15 protein-coding genes, 1 tRNA gene and 1 pseudogene are annotated in these 17,711 nt (G+C 63.7%); 7 read left to right on the plus strand and 10 right to left on the minus strand.

Annotation, left to right across the window (positions count from 1 at the left end):
• Window positions 1–52 precede the first annotated feature (52 nt).
• Both EGJ22_RS26945 and EGJ22_RS14590 read right to left on the minus strand, forming a co-directional pair.
• Window positions 53–1,261, minus strand: a pseudogene (locus EGJ22_RS26945) (HAMP domain-containing protein); the annotation flags it as partial.
• Between the two features lie 64 nt (window positions 1,262–1,325).
• Window positions 1,326–2,678 (minus strand): APC family permease, encoded by a 1,353-nt coding sequence (locus EGJ22_RS14590; RefSeq protein ID WP_009684088.1) that lies wholly within the window; start codon window positions 2,676–2,678, stop codon window positions 1,326–1,328.
• 446 nt (window positions 2,679–3,124) lie between these two features.
• Here EGJ22_RS14590 and EGJ22_RS14595 point away from each other — a divergent pair, with 446 nt between their 5' ends.
• Both EGJ22_RS14595 and nadA read left to right on the plus strand, forming a co-directional pair.
• Window positions 3,125–4,633 carry a YdgA family protein gene (locus EGJ22_RS14595; RefSeq protein WP_029885637.1) on the plus strand — a complete coding sequence of 503 codons (1,509 nt, stop codon included), beginning with the start codon at window positions 3,125–3,127 and terminating at the stop codon, window positions 4,631–4,633.
• 231 nt (window positions 4,634–4,864) lie between these two features.
• On the plus strand, window positions 4,865–5,923 hold the full coding sequence (nadA, locus tag EGJ22_RS14600; RefSeq protein WP_064314244.1) for a quinolinate synthase NadA: 1,059 nt from the start codon (window positions 4,865–4,867) through the stop codon (window positions 5,921–5,923).
• 259 nt (window positions 5,924–6,182) lie between these two features.
• On the opposite strand, the gene EGJ22_RS14610 is transcribed toward nadA, so the two are convergent.
• From EGJ22_RS14610 to EGJ22_RS14620, 3 genes are all read right to left on the minus strand, one after another.
• Window positions 6,183–7,154, minus strand: coding sequence for a magnesium and cobalt transport protein CorA (locus EGJ22_RS14610; protein ID WP_009684091.1), 972 nt, complete (start codon window positions 7,152–7,154; stop codon window positions 6,183–6,185).
• A gap of 64 nt (window positions 7,155–7,218) precedes the next feature.
• Complete coding sequence (locus tag EGJ22_RS14615; RefSeq protein WP_029885635.1) at window positions 7,219–7,938, minus strand: 1-acyl-sn-glycerol-3-phosphate acyltransferase; 720 nt, start codon at window positions 7,936–7,938, stop codon at window positions 7,219–7,221.
• Window positions 7,939–8,088: 150 nt separating this feature from the next.
• Window positions 8,089–8,778: a crotonase/enoyl-CoA hydratase family protein gene (locus EGJ22_RS14620; RefSeq protein ID WP_009684093.1), complete on the minus strand. Its 690-nt coding sequence runs from the start codon at window positions 8,776–8,778 to the stop codon at window positions 8,089–8,091.
• 198 nt (window positions 8,779–8,976) lie between these two features.
• On the opposite strand from EGJ22_RS14620, the gene EGJ22_RS14625 reads away from it, so the two are divergent.
• Window positions 8,977–9,066: transfer RNA gene (locus EGJ22_RS14625), tRNA-Ser, on the plus strand.
• A gap of 124 nt (window positions 9,067–9,190) precedes the next feature.
• Here EGJ22_RS14625 and EGJ22_RS14630 read toward each other — a convergent pair.
• The 3 genes from EGJ22_RS14630 to EGJ22_RS14640 all read right to left on the minus strand — a co-directional run bounded on the left by EGJ22_RS14630 (window position 9,191) and on the right by EGJ22_RS14640 (window position 13,561).
• Window positions 9,191–11,323: a TonB-dependent siderophore receptor gene (locus tag EGJ22_RS14630; protein WP_029885634.1), complete on the minus strand. Its 2,133-nt coding sequence runs from the start codon at window positions 11,321–11,323 to the stop codon at window positions 9,191–9,193.
• 172 nt (window positions 11,324–11,495) lie between these two features.
• Window positions 11,496–12,689 carry an MFS transporter gene (locus tag EGJ22_RS14635; RefSeq protein WP_009685216.1) on the minus strand — a complete coding sequence of 398 codons (1,194 nt, stop codon included), beginning with the start codon at window positions 12,687–12,689 and terminating at the stop codon, window positions 11,496–11,498.
• A gap of 122 nt (window positions 12,690–12,811) precedes the next feature.
• Entirely contained in the window at window positions 12,812–13,561 is a 750-nt protein-coding gene (locus EGJ22_RS14640; protein WP_009685217.1) for a 3-oxoacyl-ACP reductase family protein, read from the minus strand.
• Window positions 13,562–13,679: 118 nt separating this feature from the next.
• On the opposite strand from EGJ22_RS14640, the gene EGJ22_RS14645 reads away from it, so the two are divergent.
• Window positions 13,680–14,615, plus strand: coding sequence for a LysR family transcriptional regulator (locus EGJ22_RS14645; protein WP_029885633.1), 936 nt, complete (start codon window positions 13,680–13,682; stop codon window positions 14,613–14,615).
• Window positions 14,616–14,633: 18 nt separating this feature from the next.
• On the opposite strand, the gene EGJ22_RS14650 is transcribed toward EGJ22_RS14645, so the two are convergent.
• Both EGJ22_RS14650 and EGJ22_RS14655 read right to left on the minus strand, forming a co-directional pair.
• Window positions 14,634–15,110 (minus strand): GreA/GreB family elongation factor, encoded by a 477-nt coding sequence (locus tag EGJ22_RS14650; RefSeq protein ID WP_029885632.1) that lies wholly within the window; start codon window positions 15,108–15,110, stop codon window positions 14,634–14,636.
• Window positions 15,107–15,496, minus strand: a complete 390-nt coding sequence (locus EGJ22_RS14655; protein ID WP_029885631.1) for a hypothetical protein — start codon at window positions 15,494–15,496, stop codon at window positions 15,107–15,109. Before EGJ22_RS14655 ends, EGJ22_RS14650 begins: the two co-directional genes overlap by 4 nt.
• Before the next feature lie 89 nt (window positions 15,497–15,585).
• On the opposite strand from EGJ22_RS14655, the gene earP reads away from it, so the two are divergent.
• The 3 genes from earP to EGJ22_RS14670 are packed head-to-tail and all read left to right on the plus strand — an operon-like array spanning window position 15,586 to window position 17,561.
• Window positions 15,586–16,719, plus strand: a complete 1,134-nt coding sequence (gene earP, locus EGJ22_RS14660) for an elongation factor P maturation arginine rhamnosyltransferase EarP (protein WP_029885630.1) — start codon at window positions 15,586–15,588, stop codon at window positions 16,717–16,719.
• Between the two features lie 48 nt (window positions 16,720–16,767).
• Window positions 16,768–17,337, plus strand: a complete 570-nt coding sequence (gene efp, locus EGJ22_RS14665) for an elongation factor P (RefSeq protein WP_009685223.1) — start codon at window positions 16,768–16,770, stop codon at window positions 17,335–17,337.
• 8 nt (window positions 17,338–17,345) lie between these two features.
• Window positions 17,346–17,561 carry a hypothetical protein gene (locus EGJ22_RS14670; protein ID WP_125920308.1) on the plus strand — a complete coding sequence of 72 codons (216 nt, stop codon included), beginning with the start codon at window positions 17,346–17,348 and terminating at the stop codon, window positions 17,559–17,561.
• The last annotated feature ends 150 nt before the right edge of the window (window positions 17,562–17,711 follow it).

The following is a 17,711-nucleotide window of genomic DNA, read 5'->3' on the forward strand; positions in this document are numbered from 1 at the left end:
GGGCCTCCTGCAGCGAGCCTTTGACCTGGGCGATGACCGGCTGCAGTTTGTCGAGGAAGCGGTTGAACCACGCGCTGAGCTGGCCCAGTTCGTCCTGGCGGGCGTAGTCCAGGCGGCGGGTAAGGTCGCCTTCGCCGCTGGCGATGTCTTCAAGCCGGGCAGCCACCGCCAGGATCGGGCGGGTTACCCCGCGGGCCGTGAGCCACACCAGCAGCAAGCCCAGCACTGCCGCGCCCAGGCCGATCAGCAGGCTGGTCAGGTTGGCACGCTGGTTGTGCGCATCCAGGCGCTGATTGAGGGCTACCGCGGGCGCCTGCAGCACGCTTTCCGGCACTTCCAGCAATACCTGCCACGGGGCGGCGTCGGGAATGGGCGTGAAGGGGTGCGCAACCCGTAACTGGCCAGCGGCAACTGCAGGCTCAACGGGTTTGCCGAGCATGCTGGCGTCGCGGCTATTGCCTGCCAGCAGGCCGGCCGCGCTGGCGATGCTCACCTGGCCCTGCCCCTCGAACAGCTCGCGGCGGCCGTTTGTGCTCAGTTGCTGCAGGTTGTCCAGGCTGATATCCAGGCCGACCACGCCCACCACTTTGCCATGTTCCAGCAAGGGCAGGGCGATGCTGGTCATCAGTACCTGGCTGCCGTTGACCTCGTCCAGATACGGTTCCAGCAGGCAGGTTTTGCCGGTCTCCAGTGGGCAGGTCAGCCAGCGGTTCTTCGCCGCGCCGTTGCTCCCGATGCTGGCGTCGCCGAGCAGCGCTTCTGGCATGGCTTCGCGCTCCAGGGTGCCCGGGCGCGGCTGCGACCAGTACAGCGAAAAGCGCCCGCTCTCGTTGCTGCCCACCGCGTCCTGGCCGCGGTACTGGCTGTCTTGCTGGTCCAGGGCATCGGGTTGGAACACCAGGTACAGGCCGATCATGTCAGGTTTGCCGGCCAGGCTGGCTCGCGCCTGGCGGGTGAGTTCGGCGCGCAGGTCGTTGCCACCTCGGGCTTGCAGCACTTGCACCAGGCGGGCAAAGCCATTGCCGTATTGATAAGCGTCCATGAAGTAGCGCTGAATGCGCAGGGCCTGGGTTTCGGCGTGGGCCTCCAGGCGCTGCCGCGCGCTGCTGTCGAGCATGGCGGTGTTGGCTTGGTTGACCAGCGTGGCACTGCGTTGTGCCTGAGTCAGCGAGGTGGCCACCAGCAAGGCGACGATGGCCAGCAGGCAAAGGCCGGCCAGCAAGGTGATCTTCCATTGGATGGAGAGGCGGCGCAGCAGCATGGAGCTTTCCTTTTCGAACACTGCAACGCCCGCGGCCAGGCGCGGGCGTTGTAGGTAGCGTGGGTCATTCAGGCACGTAGTTGGGGGGCGCCGAGCGGAACGCCTTGGTCAGCCAGCCCAGGTACAGCAGGCCGAGCGCCGCCCAGATACCACCAAAGATCAGCGAGTGGGCATTCAGGTCCAGCCACAGCGAAACGATGATGCAGAAGCCGATGGTGGGCAGTACCAGGTACTTCAGCTGGTTGGCCAGGCCCTTGCGGTTGCCTTCGCGCAGGTAGCAATGGTTGATCACCGACAGGTTGACGAAGCTGAACGCCACCAGGGCGCCGAAATTGATGATCGAGGTGGCAGTCACCAGGTCGAAGAAGATCGCCGACAGCGAAATGATGCCGACCACGGCAATGTTCAGTACCGGTGTCTTGTAGCGTGCGTGCAGGCGGGCGAAAACGCGGGCCGGGATCACGTTGTCGCGGCCCATCACGTACAGCAGGCGCGACACGCTGGTCTGCGAGGCCAGGCCCGAGGCGATGGTGTTGATCACCGTGCAGGCAATGAACACCGACTGGAACAGTTTGCCCCCGACATACAGGGCGATTTCCGGCAGGGCCGCCTCGTGGTCATGGAAGCGCGCCATGGTCGGGAAGTAGGCCTGGATGAAGTACGACACGGTGATGAACACCACGCCACCGATCAGGGCGGTGAGGAAGATCGCCCGCGGGATGGTCTTGCCCGGGTCGCGGGTTTCTTCGGACAGGCAAGTGACGGCGTCAAAGCCCAGGAACGAGAAGCACAGGATGGTCGCGCCGGCGGCCAGTGCGCTGAACTGGGTCTGACCGTCGGCGAACGGGATCAGGCTCCAGGCCGTGCCAAGCCCTTCACCGTGGTGCAGGCCACGCACGCACAGGTAGATGAACACGGCGATGATCGCCACCTGCACGCCCACGAACAGCAGGTTGAAGTGCGCCACCAGGTTCACGCTGCGCATGTTGATCAGGCTGATGAGGGTCACGAAAGCGGCTACCCACACCCATGCGGGTACTTCCGGGAACATCGCCGAGAGGTACAGCTTGGCCAGCAGGGCATTGACCATTGGCAGCAGCAGGTAATCCAGTAACGACGACCAGCCGACCAGGAAACCCACGTGCGGGTTGATCGCGCGCTGGGTGTAGGTGTAGGCCGAACCCGACTGCGGGAAGCGTTTCACCAGGGTGCCATAGCTGACTGCGGTGAACAGAATGCCGGCCAGCGCCAGGATGTACGCGCTGGGCACGTGGCCGGCGGTTATCCCGCTGACGATGCCGAAGGTGTCGAATACCGTCATCGGTGTCAGGTAGGCCAGGCCAATGATGATCACGTGCCACAGGCGCAGGGTTTTGCGAAGTTGGCCGTTGCTGGCAGCGCTAGGGTCATGCTGCATGCTGGCATGGCTCCTGTTGCTGGGCGCGAACGGCGGGCACGGGGTATGGCGCATGCGGCAAGGGCGAGCGGGTGGGCTCCATGTTGTTCACCTTTTATGTTGGAGCAGCGGAAGGCGCGAGGGGGCGCGCAAAGTGGTGAAAATAAAAAACGATGGGTAGGTGGGTGTCAAGTTAAACATGACAAGACGTTACAACATTGAAATATTTATCGATATTAAGTGGATTTTGTTCGGTTTTTACGCGGTTTTTTGCGGTTCTGATCAATTTGTGTGTTCGAAAAAATCAACGATTCGGTCATGTGGTCAATCGGTTTGTTAGATGCTTCCGAAAGGCAGGATTTCGGCACTTTGGCCTGCGTCCCGTGCCTGCGGGGGTGATATTCTTCGTACTCTGTGTGGCCCGTGGCCGCCTACCCAGCCCTTACGGACAGCAATCGGTTCAATTCATGAAGAAATCAGTTGGCATTCTTTCCGGCCTGGCGGTTGCCATCGCCGTCGCAACCACCGCTGGCGCCTGGTACACCGGCAAGCAGTTGCCAGCCGAGCTGGACAACGCGCTTGCCCGCAGCAACGCCGAGCTGCAAAAGGCCCTGGTCACCACCGGTGGCAGCCTGCGTATCGAGCGGGTGTCGCTGGAGCAGCACTTCTTCAGCAGTACTGCCCAGTACCGGCTCAAGGCCCGCGACATCAACGTGGGTGAAGGCGAGGTGATCAACTTCGACGTGGGCGTGACCGACCACATCGAGCACGGCCCATTCCCCTGGTCGCGGATCAAGGCGCTGAAGCTGGTGCCGGTGATGGCCGTCAGCAACAGCACGTTGCAGAAGGACGATGCCGTCGCGCCTTGGTTCGACGCTGCCGGCGGCAATGTGCCGCTTAGCGCGCAGACCAGCCTGGGTTACGGGGGGGATGTGGTCAGCCGGATTCAACTGGCGCCGCTCAAGCTCGACAAGGCAGACGGCAACCGCCTCGATTTTTCGGGGATGCAACTGGAGGTCAGTGGCGACAAGGACGGCAAGGCCTCCAAGTTCCACGGCCATGCCGACCGTTTGCTGATGAAGCTGGTGAACGACGACCAGCCACCGGCCACATTCGAGCTTCAGGGCCTCAAGCTTGGTGGCAACCTGGCGGCCACGCCGTACGACAATATCTACGTGGGCAACGTCGACCTGTTGTTGGCCGAGGCCAAGGTCACGCTAGGGCCAAAACAGCAGGTCCTGCTGGTCAAGGGCGTGGAGCAGTATGCCCTGCAGAGTCTTGAAACCCCCGACACCGTGGGCGGCCGCGTGGAGTACAAGGTCGGGGACATCAGTTGGGACGGCCGCGCGGTGGGCAAGGCGCAAATGGCGGTGAGCATCACCTCGGTCAATGCCCCGGCGCTGCAGGCCTTGTCGAAGTGGTACCAGTCGCACCTGCCGGAGTTCGAAGCTGCCGCTGCTGCCGGCCAGCCGGTGCCGCAAATCCAGATGGACGACGCCGAAAAGGCCCGCTTCCAGGGCGACCTGCAGCAACTGCTGGCGGCCAGGCCCAAGGTGGCGGTGGAAAACCTGTCGTTCAAGACCGCCAACGGCGAGAGCCGCTTCAACCTGGCGATGGACTTCGCCGCGCCGGCCAGCTTCGACCTGCCGCCGGACCAGCTGAGCAAACAGGTCGTCACCGAGGTGAAGAGCAAGCTCTCGCTGTCCAAACCCATGATTGGCGACCTGGCGACACTGCAAGCGCTGCTCGATGGGCAAACCGATGCCCAGGCGATCGCCATGCAGTCGGGGCAGGCCGGGGAGATGGTCGGCATGATGGCCGTGCAGAGCGGCCTGGCCACCGTGCAGGGCGATGATGTGGTCAGCAGCCTGCACTATGCCGATGGCATGGTCGATTTCAATGGGCAGAAGATGACCGTGGAAGAATTCGCCATGCTGATGGCCGCGCACCTCGCAGCGCTGTCGCCGCGGGGGTGATGGTTATCCGGCGCTGGTCTCCTGGTGGCTTCACCCGCGAACAGGCCAGCGCCGGCAATACAAAAACCCCTTTAGTAATCGCTGGATTCTCTGTAGCCTTCGGCCTCCGATAATAATCCGCGCCCGCAGAGGGCCGTGGCGGCCTGCGCCGTCCGGCACCCTTAGCCGATCTGTCAGGGCCGGGTGATACACTCGATTTGATGCGCACGCGCGCCTGCAGGTCCAGCGATCATGACCCAGATTTCCGAACGCCTGTTGGTTCAGGCCCACCTCGACGCCAAGCAGCCCAACCCGCTGACAGCCGAGCAGGAGGCCGAATACCGTGCGGCCATCGCTGCCGAGCTCAAGGCCCAGAACGCTGTGCTGGTCGCCCATTATTACTGCGACCCGGTCATTCAGGCGCTGGCCGAAGAAACCGGCGGCTGCGTGTCCGACTCGCTGGAAATGGCTCGCTTCGGCAAGAACCACCCCGCCGAAACGGTGATCGTGGCCGGTGTGCGCTTCATGGGCGAAACGGCAAAAATCCTCACCCCGGAAAAGCGCGTGCTGATGCCGACCCTGGAGGCCACCTGTTCGCTCGACCTGGGCTGCCCGGTCGAAGCGTTTTCGGCGTTCTGCGACCAGCACCCGGAGCGCACCGTGGTGGTGTATGCCAATACCTCCGCTGCGGTGAAGGCCTGTGCCGACTGGGTAGTGACCTCCAGCTGCGCACTGGAAATCGTCGAAAGCCTGATGGACAACGGCGAAACCATCATCTGGGGCCCGGACCAGCACTTGGGCCGTTACATCCAGAAGCAGACCGGTGCCGACATGCTGTTGTGGGACGGTGCCTGTATCGTCCATGAAGAATTCAAGTCGCGCCAGTTGGCCGACATGAAGGCGTTGTACCCGGACGCCGCCATCCTCGTGCACCCCGAATCACCGGAAGCGGTGATCGAGTTGGCGGATGCGGTGGGGTCCACCAGCCAGTTGATCAAGGCCGCGCAGACCTTGCCGAACAAGACCTTCATCGTTGCTACCGACCGCGGCATCTTCTACAAGATGCAGCAGTTGTGCCCGGACAAGGTATTCGTCGAAGCGCCTACTGCCGGCAACGGCGCCGCCTGCCGCAGCTGCGCGCACTGCCCGTGGATGGCCATGAACACCCTCGAGCGCGTGCTGCACTGCCTGCGCAATGGGGGGGATGAGATTTTTGTCGACCCCGCGTTGGTGCCCAAGGCGATCAAGCCATTGAACCGCATGCTGGACTTCACCCAGGCGGCGCGGCTCAAGCTTTCCGGTAACGCCTGAAATTGCCGAGGGCCGCTTGGCTGCCCCAGCACAGCCACCGCGCCGCCTGCTTCTTAAAGCTCACGCTACCGATGTAGGCGCAACTGTCTTTCTGAAAAATTGAAAAGCCTGCGCGATTCATTGTGGGAGCGGGCTTGCCCGCGAAGCAGGCGACGCGGTGTCTGGCACCGGCTCCGCCGGTGTTCGCGGGCACGCCCGCTCCCACGCCGGCAACGCCGGTGCCCGTAGCGGCATTGTGTCGCGATGGACCTCAAGCGGCCTATAGCCAGCCCGACCTCTTGAAACTGGCATACAACCCGGTACACCCCGCAGCAATCACCCCCAACACCGCAAAATAGCCGTAATGCCAGCTCAGCTCCGGCATATTCTGGAAGTTCATCCCATACACCCCGGCGATCGCCGTGGGGAACGCCAGGATCGCCGCCCACGCGGCAAACTTGCGTTGCACGATGCTTTGCCGTGACGACTCCAGGAACATGCCGATCTCGATGGTCTGGCTGGCAATGTCGCGAATGCCCGACAAGTCCTCCATCTGCCGTGTGACGTGGATTTGCACATCACGAAAATACGGGCGCATGTTCTTGTCGATGAACGGGAAGCTCAGGCGCTGCAGCTCTTCGCTGACCTCAACCATGGGCGCCACGTAGCGGCGCAGGCGCAGGATATCGCGGCGCAGGCTGTGCAGGCGGCGAATGTCGTCCTCTTGCAGTGAGCCACCCAGCACGCTCTGCTCCAGCGCTTCGATCTCGCCATGGATGGCTTCGCTGACTGGCTGGTAGTTTTCGGTGACGAAGTCGAGCAGGGCGTACAGCACGAAGTCCTCACCGTGCTCCAGCAGCAAGGGCCGAGCCTCGCAGCGCTGGCGCACCATGGCATAGGATTTGGAGTGGCCGTTGCGGCAGGTGATGATGTAGCCGTTGCCGGCGAAGATGTGGGTTTCGATGAACTCCAGCTTGCCTTCGTGACGTACCGGCGAGTATGTGACGATGAACAGCGCGTCGCCGAATGTCTCGAGCTTGGGCCGGCTGTGCTTTTCCAGGGCATCCTCAATGGCCAGTTCGTGCAGGTTGAACTGGCATTGCAGGGTGGCCAGTTCCTCGGCGTTGGGCTCTTCCAGGCCGATCCAGACAAAATGCCCAGGCTTGCGTGCCCACTCGCTGCCCTCGTCGATGCTGATGTTGGTGACCTTCCGGCCGGCGCTGTACACCGCTGACGCCACTACTCGACCCATGGTTGCCCGCTTATTCCGGTTGAACACGGTTCATAGCTTGGGCTGTAGACGGCTGAAGAGCAACCTAGCCCTTGCCCAGTTCCCCTTCCATGCGCTCGATGCACTGTTGCATCTGCACACGGCACTGCTCCACCAGTGCTGGCAGGTCCTGCTGGGTCAGGCCCGCGGTGGCAATGGGCGGCAGCGAGCGCACGATCACGGTGCGGCGGCGCCAGCTGTTCAGGCTCAGGCGCCGGGCATAGCGGCTGACGCACACTGGCACGATCGGCACGCCGGCCTCGATGGCCATGTGAAACGCGCCTTTCTTGAACGCCAGCAACTGCTCGCCGGCATTGCGTGTGCCTTCGGGGAAAATCCAGATAGAGGTGTCGTTCTGCAGCACCCGGGTGGTCTTCTGCAGGGCCTTGCGCGCCTGGTAGGCATTGTTGCGGTCGACCAACACATTGCCGCCCAGCCAGAACAGCTGACCGAACAACGGTATCCAGCCCAGGCTTTTCTTGCCGATGGCGACCGTGCGCTGCGGCACCACCTGGCCCAGCACGAACAGATCGAAGTTGGACTGGTGGTTGGCCACGATCACGCAACCGGGTGGTTGGTCCCACAGCGGGCCGACCTCGGCCTTGACCTTGATGCGCAACAGCCAGGTGGCCGGCCGGCTGTAAAGGCGGGCGAACAGGCGGCTGTTGTCGGGGTTGAAGGGGCGGCACAAGCCAATGGCCAGGCCCAGGACGCCAACGGCGAGAAAGTGCAGCGCCAGCAGGAGCATGCGCAATGAATAAAGCATGGTACGACTCACACCAGACAGTCGCTGGGCAGTGTACGGCTGTGCACTGGCTGGGGCAAATACCGGTATCAGCCTGTGCTGGCCACTTCGCGGGTGAGCCCGCCCCTGCGCGGGATCAGGTACGCCCGACCCGCGTAGCGGCCAGCAGGGTCAACCCATAGGCTGCTGGTCCAGTTGTATGGCGGTGTCCAAGGCCTCGAGCAGCCCTTTGCGCACCTTCAGCTTGGTGTTCTTGTGCGCCAGCATGTTCAGTTTCTTCAATTCCCGCGCCACGTTCAGCGCCGCTTCCTGCAGTTGTTCGGCGGGCACCACCTTGTCGAGGAAGCCGGCATCCACCGCCGCATGCGGGTCAAACACTTCGGCGTTGATCACCGACCGGTGGAAGGCCGAGCGGCGCAGACGGTCGCGGGCCAGTTCGATGCCGGCGTGGTGCATGGTCATGCCGATCTGCACTTCGTTCAGGCAGATCTTGTACGGCCCTTCGACGCCAATGCGGTAGTCGGCCGACAGCAGCAGGAAGGCGCCCTTGGCCACGGCATTGCCCGGGCAGGCGACCACCACCGGGAAGGGGTGAGCCAGCAGGCGGCGGGCGAGGGTGGACCCGGCGGTGACCAGGCTGATGGCTTCCTGTGGGCCGCGGGTCATCACCTTGAGGTCGTAGCCGCCCGACAGAATGCCCGGCTGCCCGGTGATGATCACCACTGCGCGGGCCTCGGCGGCGCGGTCCAGCGCGGCATTGAACGCGCTGACTACCTCCGGCGAGATGGCATTGACCTTGCCGTTGTTCAGGGTCAGGGTGGCGATGCCGTCTTCGGCGTGGTAGGTAATCAGCTCGCTCATGGCAGAGTCCTTTTGTTGGCGTGGCACCGACGTTACCCAGCGCGATGGGCAAGGTAAAGCAGCAAGGCTGACTGGTCGGTCAGCGCCCAGCCGGGCTCTGGTGCAAATACATGAAAAAACTGAAAAAAATGCTTGCCAAAGGGGAACGCTTTCACTAAATTAGCGCACCTCGACGGGCCGCAAGGCTTGAAGAGAAACGGTGAAGTGTCCGAGTGGTCGAAGGAGCACGCCTGGAAAGTGTGTATACGAGAAATCGTATCAAGGGTTCAAATCCCTTCTTCACCGCCACATTCTACAAAAAGCCCCCGCGCTGAAAAGCCCGGGGGCTTTTTGTTTCAAGGCCCATTGGGCCGGCTGCACAGCCCCTGTGGCAGCGGGCATGCCGGCGATGGGCCGCAAGCGGCCCTGAATATCAGAAGCTGACCGAAGCTGACAGCCGGGCAGTGCGCGGCGCGCCCTGGAACAGGTAGTTGTCCCCCAGGTAGTCGCCCACATCACGCCAGTAACGCTTGTCGAGCAGGTTGTCCACCGTCAGCCGCAGGACCGTGTCATACCCGCCGACCCGCGTGCGGTAGCGGCTGCCTACATCGAATACCGTGTACGCACCAACCGCCACATTCCCCGCCTGGCTCGCATACTTGCTGGCGCTGTAGCGTGCGCCGCCCAGCAGCGCCAGGCCTGCGACCGGCAGGGTGTATTCGGCGTGCAGGGCTGCGCGCAAGCGTGGCACGTTGATCGCCTGGTGCCCTTCATAGTCGGGCGTGCCGCTGTCCTGCACCCGCGCCCGAATGGCCGCTGCGCTGGCTTGCACCTGCAGCCTGCGGGTCAGCCAGCCGCTGGCACCCAATTCCAGGCCGATGTTCTTCTGCTGGCCTTGCTGCACGTAAGTGAAGCTGCCGGCGCCGTCGGGGCGCGCATACTGATAGGCCTGGCGAATCTGAAACAGCGCGGCGCTGAGGCTCAGCGCCTGCCAGTCGTGCTTGAGGCCCAGCTCCAGCTGGTGTGACGTTGTCGGCGCGAGGATTTCGGCGGCGTTGCTGGTGAACCAGGGCGCCGTCCCGCCAGCAGACAACCCCTTGGCGTAGCTGGCATACACGGTGGTCTCCGGCTGCGGCTTGTAGATGAGCGCAGCATTGGGCAGCAGCTGGTATTGGCGGGTATGGCGCCCGGCAACGCCGGTCTCGTCCCAGGTCTGTTCGTCCAGGCGTACCTCACGGGCACCCAGCACGGTTTGCCAATGTTCGTTGAAACGGATGCTGTCGCTGACGAACAGGCCGTACTGGCGGCTGTCCAGGCGGCGCTGGCTGGCGCCAAGCGGCTGGTCGGACGGCTCGAAAGCCGGGGCCCCGGTGTCGATGTTGCCGGTACCCAGCCACGCGTTGTAATACGGGCGCTGGTCCAGCGTACGCCGCTGGGCGCTGCTGCCCACGGTCAGTTCGTGGCCCACCCCCAGGCCATCGAAGCGCCCGGTGAGCAGGGCCTGGGCCTCGTCGGTGCGGCGGGTGTCGTCTGGGCTGCGGTAGTCGTAGATGTCGTAATCACCCGTGCTGCCGAAGTACGCGCCTTCACTCGAGCCCCAGGCAAACGCGCTGTAGTCATCGATCACCACCTTGCTGCGCGAAGCGCTGAGGGTGCCGGTCCAGCTGTCGTTGAAGCGGTACTCGAAGCGCCCGCCCAGGTTCAGCGAGTCGTTCTGCACCGGCTTTGCCCAGTGCTGGTAGGCCAGCCGGTCATCCGGGTCGATGCCGTGGGGCACTACGCTGCCGCCGAGCAACTGGTAACCGGGCACCGAGCGCTGTTCGCGGTGCTGGTATTCAGCGTCCAGCTGCAGGGTGGCGTCGGGGCTGATCTGCCAGTCGAAGGCCAGCGAGGCGAAGTTGCGCTGGCCATCGGCATGGTCGACGTACGAGCGCAGGTCTTCATGGGCCAGGTTGGCGCGCAGGCCGAACTGCTGTTCGCTGCCAAACCAGCCGCCAAGGTCGGTGGCCAGGTAGCGCTCGCCCTGTTCGTTGGTCGACAGCGTAAGGCTGCGCACCGCTTCAGCGCGCTTGGTCACGTAGTTGATCAAGCCGCCGGGGGCCGCTACGCCGCTCTGAAGCCCGGACAGCCCCTTGAGCAGTTCCACCTGCTGCTTGTTCTCCAGGGCCACGCTCTGTTCGCCGGCGATGGTCTGGCCGTTGATGCGGTAGCTGCTGGCCGCGTTCAGCGCAAAGCCCCGCACATTGAAGTTTTCGTAGTAACCGATGGGGGCATAGCTTTCGCCAACCGACGCGTCGCTTTGCAGCACCTGGCTGAGCATGCGCACCTGGCGGTCTTCCAGCAGTGGCTGGCTGAGCACACTGATCGAAGCCGGGGTGTCGAGCAGAGGGGCGGGCTGGAAGCCACCCACTGCAGCCTCGCTGGCCTGGTAGCCGTCGTTGGCGTAGGTATCGACGACCTGCACCGGGGCCAGCAGCACGCCGCCCTGGGCAAGCACGACAGGGCACTGCAAGGCCAGGCCCAGGCCGAGCAGGCTCAGGGGCAGGCGGGGAGGACGCGGGGGCATGCGGGGGCTCCTGAAGGCGCGACAGGCCGGCAAAAAGGCGGCATCTTACCAGCCGCCTTGCCCCAAGACGATTCACGCGTTGCGCCACGCTGTCAGGCAGATGCGCCTGGCCGTTGTGCTGGCGCCAGTTGCCGTCGATTGTCGACCAGGTATCGCTGCCTGTAACAGGCGCCTAGGCCGCCCCGGCGGAGGTGCGAGCTTCGGTTTTACGCGCGGCAAGCAGCCATGCCAGCAATGCCAGGGCGCCGATGACCAACCCTGCCGCCACGATGCCCAGCCAGCCTTGGCGCTGGTACAGCTGCGTGCCTAACAAAGAGCCTAGCGCCCCGCCAATGAAGTAGCAGGTGATATACCCGGCGTTGAGCCGGGTACGCGCTTCGGGCCGCAGGGCGATCACGGCGTTCTGGTTGCTCACGTGGACCAGTTGCACCGCCAGGTCGAGCATCAGCACGCCCAGCAGCAAGGCCAGCAGTGACTGTTGGGCAAACCCCAGCGGCACCCACGACAGCAGCAGTACCACCAGGCCCACGGTGGTGCCCAACTGGCCCTTGCCCCGGTCGGCCAGGCGCCCGGCCCAGTTGGCCGACAGTGCACCGGCTGCACCCGCCAGGCCGAACAGGCCGATCACCGCATCTGAATAATGGTAAGGAGGGTTTGCCAGCAGGAATGCCAACGGTGTCCAGAACAGGGCGAACAGGCTGAATGCCAGCAGGCCCAGCAGCGAGCGCAGGCGCAGTACCGGCTCTTCCAGGAACAGGCGGAACACCGAGCCGATCAGCGCCGGGTACTTCAGCCCGGCATGGCTGTGGTGTTGCGGCAGGCTGCGGTACAGCGCCACGGCGGTGATCGCCATCAGCACGGCGGCCAGCACATAGATGCTGCGCCAGCCGCCCAGTTCGGCCATGAAGCCGGCCGCGGTGCGCGCCAGCAGAATGCCCAGCAGCAGCCCGCTCATCAGTGTGCCGACCGCACGGCCGCGCTGCTGCGGCTCGCTCAGCGAGGCAGCCATGGGCACCAGAATTTGTGCCACTACCGAGAACAGGCCGGTCAACGCCGTACCGAGGATCAGCCATGGCAGGCCAGGGGCACAGGCGCTGATGACCAGGCCGAGGGTGGCGATGACGGTCATCACGGTAATCAGCCGACGCTGCTCGAACAGGTCGCCTAGCGGTGCCAGCAGCAACAGGCCGGCGCCATAGCTGAGCTGCGCGGCAATCACGATGCTGCCGGCGCTGACGGTGCTCAGGCCGAATTGCTGGGCAATGCTGTGCAACAGCGGCTGGGCATAGTAGTTGCTGGCCACGGCCAGGCCGGTGGCGGTGGCCATCAGCAGGATCAGGGTGCGGCTGAGAGTAGGGGCGGGCATGTGTTTCTCGTAGCGGGCAGGAGCAAGAGGGAGATTATCGGCAAGCACAGGGCACGGCACCAATGCATTTGCGGGGGCGGGTGGCGCTCGATCTACAGGGTGCCACCACACCAACGGCGCAATCAGGCGGCAAAGCCACCGTCCACCGTCAAGCTGGCCCCCGTGATATACCCCGCTTCAGGCCCGGCCAGGTAGGCCACGAAGCTGGCAATCTCGTCCGCTTCGCCATACCGCCCGATTGCCATCAGCGGGATCAGGCTTTCGGCGAATTCGCCGCTGGCCGGGTTCATGTCGGTGTCCACCGGCCCTGGTTGCACGTTGTTCACGGTAATGCCCTGCGGCCCCAGGTCGCGCGCCATGCCGCGGGTCAGGCCGACCAGCGCCGACTTGCTCATGGCATAAGGCGCGCCGCCGGCAAATGGCATGCGCTCGGCATTGGTGCTGCCAATGTTGATGATGCGCCCGCCCTGGCCCATGTACCGCGCCGCTGCCTGGCTGGCGACAAAGACACTGCGTACGTTCACCGCCAACGTGCGATCGAAATCGGCGAGGTCGAATTCGGTCAGCGGCGCGACCGTCAGTACCCCGGCATTGTTGACCAGGATATCCAACCGGCCGAAGGCCTTCACGGTGTCATCCACGGCCAGCTGCACGGCAGCGGCATCGGCGCTGTCGGCACGCAGGGCCAGGGCCTTGCCGCCGTTGTCGCCGATTTCCCGTGCCAGGTCTTCTGCCGGCCCGGCAGAGCTGACATAGGTGAAGGCCACTTGCGCACCCTCGCGGGCCAGGCGCCGCACGATAGCCGCGCCAATACCCCGGGAACCGCCCTGTACCAGGGCCACCTTGCCTTCGAGTGTAAGTTGCTTGGACATGCTGATCTCCTGCTGTAAGCCAGGCTGGAATGCCTCGGATAGGCGCAGTATCGGCGCTCGATTACCTGCTGATAAGATGGCAATCACTATAAGCAGAGTAAACCTTTGGTTGCCAATCATGGCCATGGAATCGTTCAACGCGTTGGAATGCTTCATCCGCAGTGCCGAGGTGGGCAGCTTTGCCGAAGCGGCCAGGCGCTTGCGCATTACGCCCGCTGCCGTGGGCAAGCACGTTGCGCAGTTGGAGGCGCGCCTGGGGGTGCGGTTGTTCCAGCGTAGTACCCGCAAGCTGACCTTGACCGAAGCAGGGCAGCGTTTTCTTGGCGAGGTGAGCGACAGCTTTCGCACTATCCAGTATGCGGTGGCCAACCTGGCCAGTGCCGAAGGGCAACCGGCCGGGCTGCTGCGGGTCAGCATGGGCACGGTGTTCGGGCGTTTGTACGTGCTGCCCTTGCTGGGCGAATTTCTGCGCCGCTACCCCGCCATTACCCCGGACTGGCATTTCGATAACCGCCAGGTCGACCTGATCGGCCAGGGCTTCGATGCGGCCATTGGTGGTGGTTTTGAACTGCCGCCGGGGGTGGTGGCGCGCAAGTTGACCCCGGCGCACCGGGTGCTGGTGGCCGCGCCGGCGTACCTGCAGCGGCATGCGCAGATCGATGAGCCGCACGTGTTGCAGCGCCATGACGGCATTCTAATCCGCTCGCCGCAGACCGGGCGGGTACGCTCGTGGCCATTGACCAGCCGCTGGCAGGCACAGCAGCCATTGCTGTTGCGCCAGGCCATGACCATGAGCGATTCGGACGCTGCCTGCGCGGTGGCCGAGCAGGGGCTGGGGATTGCGCTGGTGAGTTTGCCGTTCGCGGTGCCCTACCTGCAGGCCGGTCGGCTGCAGCGGGTGTTGCCGGACTGGTATGTGGACGATGGGCATATCAGCCTGTATTTCGCCGAGCACAAGTTGTTGCCGGGCAAGACCCGTGCGTTCGTCGATTTCATCGTCGAGCAGTTCGCCGAGCAGGGCCTTGCCGGGCGTTTCGATGCCCTGCACCGTTAGTAGGCGTGCGCGGCCTGTTCAGGCAACATCCACGACGAACAGTACCTGCGCCCCCAGGCTCACCTCATCATCCACCCGCTTACCCAGCAACACTTGCCCCAGCGGCGAGCGCGGGGTGATCACTGTCACCAGCCCGTCTGCTGCGGCAATCTTCAGGCCGGCAGCTTCAGGCCCCAGAAACACCCGGCGTTGTTCGCCAGTTTCATCCTCCAGGGTCACCAGGTTGCTCACCTGCACCCCGCGCGCCGGGTCGTAGTCGCGCAGCAGCAGTTGCTGGTAAATCAGCAGCGCCTGGCGGATTTGCGCACTGCGTCGGGCTTGCCCGGTGGCCAGGTACGAGGCCTCCAGGCCCAAGGTGTCGTACTTGTTCTCGGCGATGTTCTCTTCCGCCGTGGCGGCTTCATAGGCGGTTTGGGCCGCACGGGTCAGCACGTCCAGGTCATGTTCCAGGGTGGCGACGATCTGTGCCAGCAGGTGGGGCTTGCGCGTGGTCAATAACAGAACTCCAGCACGTTGGCCTGGCTTTTGTCGGTAGGTGCAGTGCGATTCTGTTGCAGCCAGAACTGGCACTTGGGGCTGTTCAGGTTGCGCGGGTTACCCTGCGCAGCCTCAGCGGCCTGTTGTTGTTCCTGTTGCTGCAGCATGTGCTTGTAGCGCTCGAACATTTCAGCTTGCGCGTCGGCCGGTTGCACCGGTGCCGGTGCCGGTGCTGGTGCCACGGCCGGGGCCGCGGCTTGCCGCTCGGGCGGGAGCGGCCACAGTTGATGGGCCAGCAGCAGGCTAAGGGCAATCGCCATTGCGCCAAGCCATAGGCCCAAAGCCACGCACAGTATCAACTGCAACGGCTTCAGGGTGATGGTCAGTTCACGGCGGCGGGGCATGGCAGCCTCCTTGGCAAAGTGGGCGGGGTGCATTGTCGCATGCTGTCGGGCAGAATCCGCGTTTTTACGCAAGTTAAAGGGAACGGCGCATGAAAGCCACCTGGGACATCTTCTGCAGCGTGGTCGACAACTACGGCGATATTGGCGTGACCTGGCGCCTGGCCCGGCAGTTGGTGGCCGAGCATGGCCTGGCGGTGCGCCTGTGGGTGGATGATCTCAACGCCTTCACGCCGATGTGCCCCGGCGCCGACGCCAACGCGGCGCAGCAGTGGCAGCAGGGTGTGGAGGTACGCCAGTGGCCGGCGGCCTGGTTGCCGGTAGCGCCTGCCGATGTGGTGATCGGTGCCTTCGCCTGCCAGTTGCCAGCGGCTTATGTCGAGGCCATGCGGGTCTGCCCCCGGCCACCCCTGTGGTTGAACCTTGAATACCTCAGTGCCGAGGATTGGGTAGCGGGTTGCCATGGTCTGCCGTCGCCGCAGGCAAATGGCTTGCGCAAAGTGTTCTTCTTCCCCGGCTTCACCGAAAACACCGGTGGCCTGCTGCGCGAGGCTGAGCTGCTGGCCCGGCGCGACGCGTTGCAACAGTCGGCTGCTGCCCGGCAGGCGTTCCTGCAGGGGTTGGCTGTAAGCCCAGCGCCCGGGGCTCTGCTGATCAGCCTGTTCGCCTATGAAAACCCGCAATTGGGCAACTGGCTCGATGCCTTGGCTGCCGGTGACCAAGCCTGCCACCTGCTGGTGCCGCAAGGCCGTGTGGTCGCCGGCCTCAGCCACTGGCTCGGCGAAGCGCCGCTGCAGGCCGGGCAGGTGCGCACGCGTGGTGTGCTGACCGTGCAGGTGTTGCCGTTCGTCAGCCAGGATGATTTCGACCGGCTGCTGTGGTGCTGCGACTTCAATGCGGTGCGGGGCGAGGATTCGTTCGTGCGGGCGCAGTGGGCCGGGCAGCCCATGTTGTGGCACATCTACGTGCAGGACGAGAATGCACACTGGGAAAAGCTCGAAGCGTTTCTGGCGCTTTATCGACGCGGCTTGTCAACCGATGCCGGCGCCGCGTTGCTGGGCCTGTGGCGGGCCTGGAACATGGACCAGGACATGGGCCAGGCCTGGCAGGCAGCCCGCCGGCATTGGCCGGAACTGCAGCAGCACGCCCGGTGCTGGGCGGCGCAACAGGCCGCTCAGCCGGACCTTGCCACGGCGCTAGTACACTTTTATGGAAATTCGCTATGATATGCGGCCTCGATTTTTATAAATCCATCCAGATTCGGATACTTCGTAATGAAAACTGGTAAAGAACTGAAACCCGGTACCGTGCTGCGCATCGACAACGACCCGTGGCTGGTTCAAAAAGCTGAGTTCACCAAGTCGGGCCGTAACAGCGCGATCATGAAGACCAAGCTGAAGAACCTGCTGACCGGCTACAAGACCGAAACCGTATACGGTGCAGACGACAAGCTGGACGACGTCATCCTGGACCGCAAAGAAGCGACCCTGTCGTTCATCAGCGGTGATTCGTACACCTTCATGGACACCAGCGACTACACCATGTACGAGCTGAACGAAGAAGACATCGAAGCTGTTCTGCCTTACATCGAAGAAGGCATGGAAGACGTCTGCGAAGCCGTGTTCTTCGAAGGCCGCCTGGTATCGGTTGAACTGCCGACCACCATCAGCCGTCAGGTTGTCTACACCGAGAACGCTGCGCGCGGCGACACCTCGGGCAAGGTCATGAAGCCTGCCAAACTGAAGAACGGTACCGAGATTTCGGTTGCTGACTTCATCCAGATCGACGAGTGGATCGACATCGACACCCGCGACAACAGCTTCAAGGGCCGTTCCAAGAAGTAATGCTTCTTGTGAAAGGCAAAAAACCCGGCTTCGGCCGGGTTTTTTTGTGTCTGCCAATTGTGCATCGCTGCACCTGGAGGGCAGGCTTAAACGGCTACGTGCAGCCGCACATCCACATTGCCGCGGGTGGCATTGGTCTCCACCAGCGCTTCGGCCGTTCCAACGAAGTAATGCTTTTTGTGAAAGGCAAAAAAACCGGCTTCGGCCTGATGCCTGTCAGTTAAGCGTTAGTGGGGCTGCTTTGCAGCCCTTCGCGGGCACGCCCGCTCCCACACGTTTGGCGCTGAACTCAAGAGATGCGCTATCCCCCTGTGGGAGCGGGCGTGCCCGCGAAGGGTCGCAAAGCGGCCCAAAATTGCTTAACTGACTGGCAT

It is taken from the genome of Pseudomonas sp. p99-361, from assembly GCF_003935475.1.
Lineage (GTDB): Bacteria > Pseudomonadota > Gammaproteobacteria > Pseudomonadales > Pseudomonadaceae > Aquipseudomonas > Aquipseudomonas juntendi.

Bases quoted from the DNA above. Each gene is read 5' to 3' on its own strand.
- EGJ22_RS14590 (WP_009684088.1), bottom strand. From the start codon at position 2,678: ATGCAGCATGACCCTAGCGCTGCCAGCAACGGCCAACTTCGCAAAACC.
- EGJ22_RS14595 (WP_029885637.1), top strand. From the start codon at position 3,125: ATGAAGAAATCAGTTGGCATTCTTTCCGGCCTGGCGGTTGCCATCGCC.
- nadA (WP_064314244.1), top strand. From the start codon at position 4,865: ATGACCCAGATTTCCGAACGCCTGTTGGTTCAGGCCCACCTCGACGCC.
- EGJ22_RS14610 (WP_009684091.1), bottom strand. From the start codon at position 7,154: ATGGGTCGAGTAGTGGCGTCAGCGGTGTACAGCGCCGGCCGGAAGGTC.
- EGJ22_RS14615 (WP_029885635.1), bottom strand. From the start codon at position 7,938: ATGCTTTATTCATTGCGCATGCTCCTGCTGGCGCTGCACTTTCTCGCC.
- EGJ22_RS14620 (WP_009684093.1), bottom strand. From the start codon at position 8,778: ATGAGCGAGCTGATTACCTACCACGCCGAAGACGGCATCGCCACCCTG.
- EGJ22_RS14630 (WP_029885634.1), bottom strand. From the start codon at position 11,323: ATGCCCCCGCGTCCTCCCCGCCTGCCCCTGAGCCTGCTCGGCCTGGGC.
- EGJ22_RS14635 (WP_009685216.1), bottom strand. From the start codon at position 12,689: ATGCCCGCCCCTACTCTCAGCCGCACCCTGATCCTGCTGATGGCCACC.
- EGJ22_RS14640 (WP_009685217.1), bottom strand. From the start codon at position 13,561: ATGTCCAAGCAACTTACACTCGAAGGCAAGGTGGCCCTGGTACAGGGC.
- EGJ22_RS14645 (WP_029885633.1), top strand. From the start codon at position 13,680: ATGGCCATGGAATCGTTCAACGCGTTGGAATGCTTCATCCGCAGTGCC.
- EGJ22_RS14655 (WP_029885631.1), bottom strand. From the start codon at position 15,496: ATGCCCCGCCGCCGTGAACTGACCATCACCCTGAAGCCGTTGCAGTTG.
- earP (WP_029885630.1), top strand. From the start codon at position 15,586: ATGAAAGCCACCTGGGACATCTTCTGCAGCGTGGTCGACAACTACGGC.
- efp (WP_009685223.1), top strand. From the start codon at position 16,768: ATGAAAACTGGTAAAGAACTGAAACCCGGTACCGTGCTGCGCATCGAC.